Origin of the sequence: Streptococcus sp. 1171_SSPC (assembly GCF_001069335.1) — a bacterium.
Taxonomy (GTDB): Bacteria; Bacillota; Bacilli; order Lactobacillales; family Streptococcaceae; genus Streptococcus; species Streptococcus xiaochunlingii.
Map to the genome: position 1 here is coordinate 1 of NZ_JWAK01000012.1, position 11,626 is coordinate 11,626.

Consider the following 11,626-nt stretch of genomic DNA (forward strand, 5'->3'; position numbering starts at 1 on the left):
GACAATTGAGAGGCTAGGACTTTTGTCCCAGCCTCTTTTAAAATACCGCATTAGCTAAGGAAAGCTTTTTACGTTATAGTTTAAAACAAGCTATAAGAAATGTAAAACGCGATAAAGAAAATAATGATGGCAATAATGTATTGAACTGGCTTAGGTAGGTTATTCAATTTATCCATGAATTCTTTCATTGTTTGATCTCCTTATTGTTTGATTCTCTTAGGATTAGTGTAGCATGAAAAAAGGCCCAAAACAATAGGCAATATGGGTGTTTTTGTTAAAATAATACTCCTAGTTATTCACCAGTCATCTTATTAAATTTATAATCGCTCATGAAGTTGATAAGAACGCTAGTAAAGATGACGAATGGGGGATGCAATTCCATTAACATTCAAATAGGGGATGGGACCTTGGCCGGCCTCTTTTCTTGTTTAGATCATGCTCCTCCGAGTCGCTTTTTTTGAAAAATTAGGGTAGAATAGAAGTCATATTTTAAAAAGAATAGATCAATAGTGATAGAGATGATTTCTCTTCTATCCAACTAAACGAAAAGAGGTGACCATATGTGGAAATGGATCAAACGACTCATCGGACTGACCTTCCTCCTAGTGATTGTCCTAGCAATTTTCTTGATACCGGCAAAAGTTTCGACTCAAGAACAATTTAAGAATGTAACAGTGAATTCTACGCTGGTAGATTTGGCCCAAGAAGGTCTTTCTACAGCAGACGTAACAGCATCTGGCCTGCAAACAGAGCTTCAGCTGAATTCTCCTCAATTGCGCCAAGTCATCAAAGGAATGCTCGGAGAGGTGTCGGATGAAACACTCCTCAATACAGCTGTCTCTATGAATGGAGACCATATCAATGTTCAGGTTCCGATTGAACTGGGACCGGTGGAAACCATGGTGAGCATTGACTTTTCAGCGAGTGTGACGGATCAACAATTGACCTTAAACCTGGAACGGGCCCGTCTTGGCCATCTCCCAATTCCACGTGCCTTGGTTGCTTCGAAAATTGCTGAAAAAGTTAACCAAGAGGGAACCGGAGCTACCATGACAGGCAATCAAATCCAATTGACATTGCCGACAAGTGGCTATCAAATCCATTCTGCTAAGGTCGAAAAAGGGAACATGGTTCTACAAATCATCGTTCCAATTTCCTATTAAGCATCAACCATTGGTTTCTGATGAGGCCGATGGTTTTTCTGTTTGACAAAGCCCAGGAAAAAGAGTATGGTAGAACAAGAAAACGATTTCAGAAACAGGGAGATTTAAAATGCCACTATATGAATTTTGTGCAGAAAACATGACTCTTTTAGAAAAAGCTTTTCAAGCAGGAGCGCGTCGTGTAGAACTATGTGATAACCTAGCGGTAGGAGGTACGACTCCTAGCTATGCTGTGATCAAAGAAGCTGTGAAGCTTGCTAAGGAGTATCATGCCAAGGTTATCGTCATGATTCGTCCACGAGGTGGAGATTTTGTATACTCCGAGCAAGAGCTAGACATTATGTTAGAAGACTGGAAAGTTGCTCGTGATTTGGGTGTTGATGGCTTGGCGGTAGGTGTCTTGACTGCTGACAATCAGTTGGATAAAGACGCCATGCTTCGTTTCATCCAAGCTAGGAAAGGATTAGAATTAACCCTGCATATGGCATTTGACCAGATTCCTCTAGAAGATCAAGCGTCGACGATCGAGTGGATGAAGGAAGTGGGCGTGACTCGACTATTAACGAGAGCCGGCAATCCAGAAACAGACTTAGAACAACGGTTGCAACGCTACGAAGAGTATGCTAAGTTAGCGGATGGCCAGGTAGAAATCTTGGCAGGTGGTGGTATCTCGATGGAGAATCGTCAGCTTTTCCTTGACGTTCCAGGAGTGGATCAGGTCCATGGGACCCGCGTTGTCTTTTAAATCTATATGAGTTGAGGACCATTCTCAACTCATTTTTTGCTTCTTTTTTGGTATACTGGAGAAGAAGGAGTAGACCAGTGTTTTTACCAGATTATTTTGAGAAATATAGTATAGATAAAGAAAAAGCCCTGGCTTATGGGTTTTCAGAGCAGGGAGAGGCCTATCACTATGAGCAACTAATCCTCGATGGAGACTTCAAGCTCTATGTGACTGTCCAAGGTAAGGAAGTGGATTTTTGGTTAGTGGATCAAGAAACAGGTGACGACTATGTTCAACTCCATATGGACCAGATGGTCGGTCAATATGTGGGTCAAGTCAGAGAAGCCTGTCAGCAGGCCTTAGAAGATATAAGAAAGTCTTGTTTTGCTGTCAAAGATTTTATGTATCCACAGACCGAGCGCTTGGTGGATTGGATCAGTCAGCAGTATGATCGTCCCCTCGAATATCTATGGGACCGCTCACCGGACTCGGGCGTCTTTCGTCATCAAAAGGATCTCAAATGGTTTGGTGTTCTTATGAAGATTGACTGGTCCAAGCTTGATGCGAAACAGGAAGGGAAGATTGAGGTCTTAAATCTTAAACTGGACCAGGTCAGCCAACTCTTAGAAGAGCCTCCTTTCTATCCGGCCTACCATATGAACAAGAAGTACTGGATCAGCATTCCCTTGGATGAACGAGTAGAGGATGATCATCTTTTTGAGCTTGTGGCCAAGAGTTGGGCCTTGACCAAGAAGTAAGGGTTTAACCCAATTGATTTGTGAAAGTGATTAAAACATAAAAAAGAATGTTGAAGGGTCAACATTCTTTTTTAGTGGTGAATTTCCTGGCCTTATTGCTCTTTGGTCAATGAGAAGTGGAAATCTCTGTAATTGCTATAGTCAAACTCTGTATTGATATCTGTTGTAAAGGCTATCGGAGTATAATGACCTTCCTCAAGGATAAATCCTGGTTTGAAGCGGAAATTTGCTACTCCTAATCCAGTAATACCAGGAAGTAGTGCATCTGCGCCATTAAGACCTTCTGACTCCCAGTAATAGACATTACCAGATGCTTGAATAGCTCTTGCAGTATAGGTAGCTGTACGTGTTGGTTCACTATCATTTTTAAAGCTAACGACAGTTGTAATATCTCCATTGGCTTCAATAGTCATTTTGATGCTATCCGCCTGAGGGCTAGATCCTACCCATGTGCCAACAAGATCTGCAGGAACAACTGCTTGATCAGTTGAAGTTGTATTTTCTGCCTTGTTCGGTTCAGTTGAAGCTGAGGGGTTACTTGCCTGACTTGAAGATTCAGTTCCTACTTTTGCTTGAGAAGAAGAAGCTGTAGCTTTTTTATTCAAGCTAGCTTTTGGTTTTTTCTCAACTTTCGAGCTAGAAGCTTTTTCGGATGAGGAAGTTGTTTTATCTTTTGAGCCACACCTTCCCAAAGCAAGTCCAAGTGATGCAGCCACAAGAGAGGCTGCAGTCCAACGAATCAAAGATCGTTTCATAATATCACCTCTTTATCTTTCTGACTTAGATTATACTCCTATTATTACAGATGGCAAGTAATTTTTGTAATAAATGTAATATTTTTGTAACATGGTTTTATATATAAAAATAACTCAAGAATAGAAGGATGGGATTGAATCATAGATAAGCGTTAATTTGGGGTAAAACCTCTTCCAGTTTGTCCTGATTGATACGGGCAAATGCATAGGGACAGCTTTGAATATAGGCAGATTCGAAGAAGTGGAGAGGGAGACCGCTATGTTTCAGACGAGCGACCGAAGGGACCTGTCTCAAATCTAGTAAGACTCCTCCAATGACTGGCCATGCGGGAACGGAAAGGGAATGTTGCTGGAGTAGGGAAACAGCTTGCTCTTTTTGGATGACTTGCTGTTGGTGAAGGAGCCCTTTATTTTTTGCAAACATGCCATTGTCAATGTAGAGGCTCAAGGCCTTCTGCATGACCAAGTTACTTTCATAGTCGAGTGTTCCCTTAAGTTTTAAGACAGGGGAAAGAAGCGCTTGGGGGAGGACCATAGAAGTGATGCGGAGGGCAGAAAAGAGGCTGGTAGAAAAGGACTTAATGTAGATAACCCGGTCAGATGCATCCAGATAATGAAAGCTAGGAGAAAAGTGTGGATCATAATCACCCAAGTAATCGTCCTCGACAATATAGACATCATAGAGGTCTGCTAAGGCCAATATCTGTTCCTTCTCTTGCTTGCTATAACTATGTCCCAGAGGGTAATGGTAGCGGGGAATGGTATAGAAAAATTTGATTTTGCCACTTTTGAAGATGGCTTCCAGTTGGTCAAAGTCAATTCCTTGAGGCAAGCGATTGATGCTTTGATAAGGTAAGTCTTGCTCCTGAATTAATTTATTGATGCGGTAATAGGTTGGTTGCTCTACTAGGATTTCTTCTTTTTGGTTTGGGAAGACTATCTGACTTAAGAGGTAGAGGGCTTGCTGGGTTCCTGAGGTGATAACGATTTGTTGCTCCTGAGTGTATATGGCATCTTCTCGAAGGAGAGAGGCAATAGATTGACGGAGATCGACTAGACCTTCCTGTTTTTCATAATAGTTGAAGAGGTAGTTGTCACGACCGACGAGAGTTTCGTTGATACAAGTTCGGAAGTCTTCAAAGGCCTGGAAGCGGTCTTCCTTGAGGCGTAGAGGCAGGTCGGTATGCTTGACCGTTTCTTCCTCCAGGACATAGTAGCCACTTTGAGGCTTGGCATAGATATAGTTCTTATAGCTGAGCTCGAGTAGGGCTCGTTGGACGGTGTCCTTGCTACAGGCATACTGATTGGCCAATTGGCGAACGGAAGGAAGGCGGTCTCCAGTTTTTAGGATCCCTTGGTCAATCTGGTTTTTCAATGTTGTAAAAATCTTTTGGTATTTGGTCGTCATAACTGTCCCCGTACAATTTTTCTTTATTGTAGTCAATTCGGTGTAAAAAAGCAACTAAAAAGTGACTCCCTATAAGAGAGTCACTGTCTTACATGACATAAACAATCGCGATATATTGGAGAGCAGAAGCGGCGAGGATGAAGAGGTGCCAAATCATATGGAAATAAGGTTTCTTTTTGGCGTAAAATCCAGCTCCAACTGTGTAACACAGGCCACCCATCAGCATCAAACCCCAGAAGGTTGGACTTGTCTGGCTGATGATCTGTGGGATAATGAAAATCACCAACCATCCCATAATCAAATAGAGGGCCAAGCTGAATTTTTCATTTACCTTCTTAGCAAAAATTTTGTAGAGTATCCCAAAGATGGTCGTCCCCCATTGAATCAGGATAATGGCATAGCCGAACCAGTTGTTCATGAGAGAAAGGACGACGGGTGTGTAGCTACCTGCTATGGCAATGTAAATCATGGAGTGATCGATGATTCGAAGGACATACTTCTGAGGTGAGTCATAGGCCATGGCATGGTAGATAGTCGATGAGAGAAACATGAGAAAGAGACTGATGACAAAAATCGAAGTCCCGACAGCTGCTAAAGTCCCATGTGTTTCATAACTATAAATAGCAGAAGTTGGAAGGAGAAAGAGCATCAAAACAGCCCCGACTGCATGGGTGACACTATTAGCGATTTCTTCTCCAAAGGATAATCGTTTACTTAATTTACTAGCATAATTCACTTTTATATTTCCTCCTCAGAATGAACATGGATATAGGATAGGGTTTCTTGGTAGAGTATCACGGTACGACAGGCAGATCCGATAATTGGAGCTAAAGGTTCTTTCTCTTCATGGAGAAAGTCCACAAAACTATTATAGAGGTCAGCGGAGCTGGCTTGACTCTGCAAGAGGTTCAAGGTAGCCGCGATCTCTTGAATCGAAAAAACCGTCTTTAAGGTCGTAATAGCAATGAGTCGGGCAACCTGCTGTCGCTTGTATTTCTTCTTATCTGGTTTTGGCAGATAGCCGTGTTTAACGTAATTATTGACCATGGAGGCTGTCAAGCCCTTGTCTGTTTTTGAGATAAAAGGCGCACAAACCTTATTGACATAGAGGAGGACTTGGTCCAAATAAAGGTCAATATCAGGAATTTCTTCCCACTTGGGATAACTGTAGTTGAATAAAATAGTTGTCACCTCTTTGATATCTAGTTTTAATAACTAGATGATAACATGATGGGAATTTTATGTCAAGCGAAAATGAAATATGGTACAATAAATCTATGAAACTATTAATTCCAACTGCAAAAGAAATGAATCTGGATACCCCAGAAAAAATGGGGAATCCTATATCAAATGAGACTCAAGCGGTCATCGATGCCTTAGCTTCATTATCTTTAGAAGAGTTAGCCTTACTTTATAAGATTTCTTTAGAGCGAGCAAGCGAGGAGGATCAACGGATCCAAGCGCTCAAGTCGGGTACAGCTAAGACCTATCCAGCTTTGAAGCTCTTTGACGGCCTCATGTATCGGAATATCCGCCGAACAGACTGGACAAAGGAAGAAGAAGCTTACGTGCAAGAGCATCTTTTCATTACCTCGGCTCTTTATGGAGTGATTCCGGCACTTGCTCCGATTGCTCCCCATCGTTTGGACTTTCTCATGAAGCTCAAGGTCCAGGGGAAATCCTTAAAGACCTTTTGGAAGGCTGTCTATGATCAAGCTCTTCAAGATGAAGACCTCGTTATTTCTTTACTTTCTAGTGAGTTTGAAACCGTCTTTTCTAAGGAGATTCAAGATCGGATGGTTACCTTTAAATTTCTAGAAGAGAAAAATGGTCAGTTGAAGGTTCACTCAACGATTTCTAAGAAAGCGCGTGGGGCTTTTGTGACAGCCTTACTAGAGAAGCAGATCACGAAGGTCGAAGAGATGAAGCAGTTAAGTTTTAATGGCTTTGCCTACCAGAATGATTTATCGACAGAAAAACAATTAGTCTTTGTGAAATATGAGTAAATAAAAGGTACTAGTCAGCAACTACTAGTACCTTTTGTTTTTGAGAATAAAAAAACGCGTTCATAGTTAGCTATGAACACGACTGATTGAAAGATTAGAATTTAGTGGGAGCCCTTTAGTTTTTTCAGAAGAGTTTGCAGTTGTTTTTGCTCTTCTTCTCTAAAGACACTCATAACTTTTTGAACATTTTGTATATGATCAGGAAGTACTTCGATAATTTTTTTACGTCCCTTTTCTGTCAAAGAAACAATGCAGGCACGACGGTCATCTGGATCGGTTTCACGCTTGATCCATCCATCACGCACCATATTTCGAATCACGACAGTCATATTTCCAGAGGTCGCTAAAATACTGTCAATCAGGTTCTGAATACGGAGATCCCCCTTACTGTACAAGGTTTCTAAAACGGAAAACTGAGTAGGGGTCAACTGATGTTCCTTAAAGACATGAGACTCTGCTGCACGAAAAGTCCGTTCCGCCTTGTGAAAGACAATCATAGTTTTTAATTCTGTTTGGGCTTCTTCAAATAGTTTTTCTAAATTCTTCATACTATTATTTTATCAATAAATAGTATTAGACGCTATTAAGCCTTAATATCAAATACATTACAGGTGGGTGACAAGATAATGGAATTATCAACACAAGAAATAGGTCTGTTAACTTCACTTTCAAATTATTTACAATTCGAATAGTTAGAAGGAGTAAAGTTTATGTGGAATCTTTAGTAAAATCTTGCTCCAAGTCAGATTTATGGTGTATAATATAGGTATTGTAGCCAGCTTCTGGTAGAATCTTAGTCTAAATTGGTTCGTCTGTAACTGGTCCCAGATAGAAAGTAGGTAAGGTATGAAAATTTCTGATCGTGTATTAAAGATGGAAGAAAGTGTCACCCTGGCAAGTGATGCCAAAGCAAAAAAACTAAAGGCAGAAGGAAAAGATATCCTCTTTCTAACCTTGGGCCAGCCTGATTTTCACACTCCTGACAATATTCAAGATGCTGCAGTTCAAGCTATTCGGGATGGACGGGCTTCCTTTTATACGGTTGCTTCTGGCCTTCCAGCATTAAAGGCTGCCGTCAATACCTATTTCGAACGCTACTATGGATACTCTGTATCACCAAATCAAGTCACCTTTGCGACTGGAGCGAAGTTTTCGCTCTATACCTTCTTTATGGCTTTGCTCAATCCAGGTGATGAGGTCATCATTCCAACACCATACTGGGTCAGTTATGGAGACCAGGTCCTAATGGCAGAAGGGGTTCCTGTCTATGTTAAGGGACACCAAGCCAATGATTTTAAGGTATCCGTTGAGCAATTGGAAGAAGCTCGGACGGAAAAAACCAAGGTCTTGGTCTTAAACTCTCCTTCTAATCCGACGGGGATGATTTATAGCAAGGACGAACTCCTAGCCATTGGAAATTGGGCTGTCGAACATGACATTATTATCCTAGCGGATGATATCTATGGTCGTCTGGTCTATAACGGCAATGAGTTTATTCCGATTTCAAGCTTATCCGAAGCCATCCGCAAACAAACGGTTGTCATTAACGGTGTTTCAAAAGCCTATGCCATGACAGGTTGGCGGGTTGGTTATGCGGTTGGTGATCCAGAGATTATCTCAGCCATGAGTAAACTGACTGGTCAAACAACTTCCAATCTGACAGCTGTTTCTCAGTATGCTACGATTGAAGCCTTGACAGGTCCACAAGACTCAGTAGAGGTGATGCGTCAAGCTTTTGAGGAGCGTTTGAACATCGTTTATCCTCTTTTGTGCGAAGTTCCAGGTTTTGATGTAATCAAGCCACAGGGAGCTTTCTATCTCTTCCCGAATGTCAAAAAAGCCATGGAGATGAAAGGTTATACGGATGTGACAGAGTTTGCAACTGCCATCTTGGAAGAAGTGGGAGTTGCCCTCATCACAGGTGCTGGATTTGGAGCTCCAGAGAATGTCCGTCTTAGCTATGCAACTGACTTGGATACTCTAAAGGAAGCTGTTCGCCGCTTGCATCAATTTATGGAGAATTAAAAAAATAACCTTGGTTGCCTTGACCAAGGTTATTTCTATAGAATTATAAGTAATCGACAGAAAGGATCCTATTCGCCTTTTTCACAGGGACACGGGTCTTAGCTCCGTTATTTCCTTTGGGAAGGCGGAGTTTTTTGCTTTCTGGACTAGATGGTTTTGATTGGGTCTTCTTGCTAATAGATACGCGTGTTTTCACTTCGTTATTTCCTTTTGGAAGACGGAGTTTTTGAACAGGTTTTTCTGGAACAGAAGGTGTTGACGGTTTCTCAACAACTGGTGTGGTGACTTCTTTATAGAAATAGGTCACAGTAACCAAGTTAGAAACATGAAGTTTGTGGGAGGTCAATTCTTCTTTGTTAGCTGATTGGAAGGTATAAGTTTTTCCATTAGCTTGGATTTGAGCGGGTGCTGTTGGTAGACCAGCTTCATAAGCCAAATCGAGGCTGCGCTCGACGCTGTTTTCTTGGGAAGGCGCAATTTCTTGTCCCTTTTCGTCTACAAAACGAGCTCGTTTAATAACGACAGGATTCAAATCAATATCGTCATAGAGATGAATGACTTCAATGACTGGTGCTGTAGCAGTTCCTTTTTCAGGGGCACTATTGTATGCAAAGCCATCTTTGATACCAAGATCAGAATATCGCACTCGGTACCATGTTTTTCCGTTTTCGTCTGTTACTGTTGCTGGACCATTCCTAGATACGTCATATTCGGTAAAAGCACGGGCTTCAACTGTTTTGTAGACGACATCTGTTGAAGATGCGATTGGATAATAGTCTGGTGTAAGAGTCCGACGACGATGGATAACACGAACTTCAGAGATTCTTGGATCCACTGGAGTTTCAGCAGGAGCTGGGGTTGCTTCCTCAACTGTTGGGGTAGTTGTTTCTTCGCTAGGAAGTGGCGCTAGTGCTTCGTTGGTAACTGCAGTAGTTGAACTTTCAGAAATGACTGAAACAGGAGCAAGCATATCTTGTCGTTCAGAGATAGGAGCAGTGATAGGTGCTGTTTGCTCATCCGCAAATGTGGTTGTTGCGAGACTGAGAGCTAAAACAGCTGCACACAATCCCGTAGTGAGTTGAATTTTCTTTTTCATATTTTCCTCCTTTTACATACTGATAGTATAACTTTCAAGCTTTTTACTTGTCAAAAATAGCTGCTATAAAGGGATGAAATTGCAGGGTTTTCCTTTGAATAATCAAAATATAGGATAGAATATTTAAATCGGTTCAAGAATTTGAGAAAGTTGATTTACTTTTTTTTAAAAAGGTCTGTTTTCGTCAAAAAAAGCCGAATTTTTAGATTGTGAGAGATAGCTATCGGCTCTTATTTGTGGTAAAATGAAAGGTGATCATGTCTCCGGACAAGTTTAACGAGAAAAGGAAGATGTATTATGACAAAACGGATTACCATCATCGAAGTAAAAGACTACGTTGGTCAAGAAGTGACCATCGGTGCTTGGGTGGCGAACAAATCAGGAAAAGGGAAAATTGCTTTCTTGCAATTGCGTGATGGAACTGCCTTTTTCCAAGGGGTTGCTTTTAAACCAAACTTTATCGAAAAATTCGGTGAAGAAGTAGGAGCTGAGAAGTTTGATACTATCAAACGCTTGAGCCAAGAAACATCTGTCTTTGTGACAGGGATTGTCAAAGAAGACGAGCGTTCTAAATTTGGTTATGAGCTCGATATTACAGATATCGAAGTCATCGGTGAATCGCAAGACTACCCAATTACTCCAAAAGAACATGGAACAGACTTCTTGATGGACAACCGCCACTTGTGGTTGCGTTCACGCAAACAAGTTGCTGTTATGCAAATTCGTAACGCTATTATCTACGCAACTTATGAGTTCTTTGATAAGAATGGCTTCATGAAATTTGATAGCCCAATTCTATCAGGAAATGCGGCAGAAGATTCTACTGAACTCTTTGAAACAGACTACTTCGGAACACCAGCATACTTGAGCCAATCAGGACAGCTTTATCTTGAAGCAGGTGCCATGGCTCTTGGTCGTGTCTTTGACTTTGGTCCAGTATTCCGTGCGGAGAAATCTAAGACTCGCCGTCACTTGACTGAGTTCTGGATGATGGATGCGGAATACTCATACTTGACACATGATGAGTCACTTGACTTGCAAGAAGCTTATGTTAAAGCTTTGCTCCAAGGTGTTCTAGATCGTGCTCCTCAAGCCTTGGAAACTTTGGAACGTGATACTGAGCTTTTGAAACGCTACATTGCAGAGCCGTTCAAACGCATTACTTATGATGAAGCGATTGATCTCTTGCAAGAGCATGAAAACGATGAAGATGCGGACTACGAACATCTCGAGCATGGAGATGACTTCGGTTCTCCACACGAAACTTGGATTTCAAACCACTTTGGTGTACCAACCTTCGTGATCAACTATCCAGCAGACATCAAGGCCTTCTACATGAAACCAGTTCCTGGTAACCCAGATCGCGTGCTTTGTGCAGACTTGCTTGCGCCAGAAGGTTATGGAGAAATCATCGGTGGTTCCATGCGTGAGGAAGACTACGATGCCCTTGTCGCTAAGATGGAATCACTTGGAATGGATCGTACAGAGTACGAATTCTACCTTGACCTTCGTAAATACGGTACAGTCCCACACGGTGGATTTGGTATTGGTATCGAGCGTATGGTAACTTTTGCAGCAGGTACAAAACACATCCGTGAAGCCATTCCATTCCCACGTATGTTGCACCGTATCAAACCTTAATAACTATGAGGCTGGGACAAAAGTCCTAGCCTCTCAATTGTCTTTGGATT

General features: G+C 41.7%; 12 protein-coding genes. 6 read left to right on the plus strand and 6 right to left on the minus strand.

Going from position 1 to position 11,626, the window contains the following annotated elements:
• Positions 1 to 560 precede the first annotated feature (560 nt).
• The 3 genes from ADF75_RS01005 to ADF75_RS01015 all read left to right on the plus strand — a co-directional run bounded on the left by ADF75_RS01005 (position 561) and on the right by ADF75_RS01015 (position 2,645).
• Positions 561 to 1,163 carry a hypothetical protein gene (locus ADF75_RS01005; protein ID WP_048788814.1) on the plus strand — a complete coding sequence of 201 codons (603 nt, stop codon included), beginning with the start codon at positions 561 to 563 and terminating at the stop codon, positions 1,161 to 1,163.
• Positions 1,164 to 1,272: 109 nt separating this feature from the next.
• Entirely contained in the window at positions 1,273 to 1,908 is a 636-nt protein-coding gene (locus ADF75_RS01010; protein WP_048788815.1) for a copper homeostasis protein CutC, read from the plus strand.
• Positions 1,909 to 1,985: 77 nt separating this feature from the next.
• Complete coding sequence (locus ADF75_RS01015; protein WP_048788816.1) at positions 1,986 to 2,645, plus strand: MmcQ/YjbR family DNA-binding protein; 660 nt, start codon at positions 1,986 to 1,988, stop codon at positions 2,643 to 2,645.
• A gap of 92 nt (positions 2,646 to 2,737) precedes the next feature.
• On the opposite strand, the gene ADF75_RS01020 is transcribed toward ADF75_RS01015, so the two are convergent.
• The 4 genes from ADF75_RS01020 to ADF75_RS01035 form a co-directional block, all read right to left on the minus strand.
• Positions 2,738 to 3,400 (minus strand): hypothetical protein, encoded by a 663-nt coding sequence (locus ADF75_RS01020; RefSeq protein ID WP_048788817.1) that lies wholly within the window; start codon positions 3,398 to 3,400, stop codon positions 2,738 to 2,740.
• A gap of 139 nt (positions 3,401 to 3,539) precedes the next feature.
• A complete protein-coding gene (locus ADF75_RS01025; RefSeq protein WP_048788818.1) occupies positions 3,540 to 4,808 on the minus strand; it encodes a PLP-dependent aminotransferase family protein in 1,269 nt (422 codons plus the stop codon).
• 88 nt (positions 4,809 to 4,896) lie between these two features.
• Positions 4,897 to 5,544: a PAQR family membrane homeostasis protein TrhA gene (gene trhA, locus ADF75_RS01030; RefSeq protein WP_048788819.1), complete on the minus strand. Its 648-nt coding sequence runs from the start codon at positions 5,542 to 5,544 to the stop codon at positions 4,897 to 4,899.
• 2 nt (positions 5,545 to 5,546) lie between these two features.
• The gene (locus tag ADF75_RS01035; protein ID WP_192831465.1) at positions 5,547 to 5,990 is read right to left on the minus strand and encodes a DUF1836 domain-containing protein; all 444 of its coding nucleotides are present in this window, start codon (positions 5,988 to 5,990) and stop codon (positions 5,547 to 5,549) included.
• A gap of 95 nt (positions 5,991 to 6,085) precedes the next feature.
• Here ADF75_RS01035 and yaaA point away from each other — a divergent pair, with 95 nt between their 5' ends.
• A complete protein-coding gene (gene yaaA, locus ADF75_RS01040) occupies positions 6,086 to 6,814 on the plus strand; it encodes a peroxide stress protein YaaA (RefSeq protein ID WP_048788821.1) in 729 nt (242 codons plus the stop codon).
• A gap of 101 nt (positions 6,815 to 6,915) precedes the next feature.
• Here the strand turns inward: yaaA and ADF75_RS01045 are convergent, their stop codons facing one another.
• Positions 6,916 to 7,362 carry a MarR family winged helix-turn-helix transcriptional regulator gene (locus ADF75_RS01045; protein ID WP_048788822.1) on the minus strand — a complete coding sequence of 149 codons (447 nt, stop codon included), beginning with the start codon at positions 7,360 to 7,362 and terminating at the stop codon, positions 6,916 to 6,918.
• Between the two features lie 298 nt (positions 7,363 to 7,660).
• Between ADF75_RS01045 and ADF75_RS01050 the strand changes: the two genes are divergently transcribed.
• Positions 7,661 to 8,839 (plus strand): pyridoxal phosphate-dependent aminotransferase, encoded by a 1,179-nt coding sequence (locus ADF75_RS01050; RefSeq protein ID WP_048788823.1) that lies wholly within the window; start codon positions 7,661 to 7,663, stop codon positions 8,837 to 8,839.
• Between the two features lie 43 nt (positions 8,840 to 8,882).
• Here ADF75_RS01050 and ADF75_RS01055 read toward each other — a convergent pair whose 3' ends face one another.
• Positions 8,883 to 9,935: a hypothetical protein gene (locus ADF75_RS01055; protein ID WP_048788824.1), complete on the minus strand. Its 1,053-nt coding sequence runs from the start codon at positions 9,933 to 9,935 to the stop codon at positions 8,883 to 8,885.
• Between the two features lie 297 nt (positions 9,936 to 10,232).
• Between ADF75_RS01055 and asnS the strand changes: the two genes are divergently transcribed.
• On the plus strand, positions 10,233 to 11,576 hold the full coding sequence (asnS, locus tag ADF75_RS01060) for an asparagine--tRNA ligase (protein WP_048788825.1): 1,344 nt from the start codon (positions 10,233 to 10,235) through the stop codon (positions 11,574 to 11,576).
• Positions 11,577 to 11,626 lie beyond the last annotated feature (50 nt).

Excerpts from the sequence above, each read along its gene's own strand:
- ADF75_RS01010 (WP_048788815.1), top strand. The coding sequence starts at position 1,273 with ATGCCACTATATGAATTTTGTGCAGAAAACATGACTCTTTTAGAAAAA.
- ADF75_RS01025 (WP_048788818.1), bottom strand. The coding sequence starts at position 4,808 with ATGACGACCAAATACCAAAAGATTTTTACAACATTGAAAAACCAGATT.
- ADF75_RS01045 (WP_048788822.1), bottom strand. The coding sequence starts at position 7,362 with ATGAAGAATTTAGAAAAACTATTTGAAGAAGCCCAAACAGAATTAAAA.
- yaaA (WP_048788821.1), top strand. The coding sequence starts at position 6,086 with ATGAAACTATTAATTCCAACTGCAAAAGAAATGAATCTGGATACCCCA.
- ADF75_RS01005 (WP_048788814.1), top strand. The coding sequence starts at position 561 with ATGTGGAAATGGATCAAACGACTCATCGGACTGACCTTCCTCCTAGTG.
- ADF75_RS01020 (WP_048788817.1), bottom strand. The coding sequence starts at position 3,400 with ATGAAACGATCTTTGATTCGTTGGACTGCAGCCTCTCTTGTGGCTGCA.
- ADF75_RS01055 (WP_048788824.1), bottom strand. The coding sequence starts at position 9,935 with ATGAAAAAGAAAATTCAACTCACTACGGGATTGTGTGCAGCTGTTTTA.
- ADF75_RS01050 (WP_048788823.1), top strand. The coding sequence starts at position 7,661 with ATGAAAATTTCTGATCGTGTATTAAAGATGGAAGAAAGTGTCACCCTG.
- asnS (WP_048788825.1), top strand. The coding sequence starts at position 10,233 with ATGACAAAACGGATTACCATCATCGAAGTAAAAGACTACGTTGGTCAA.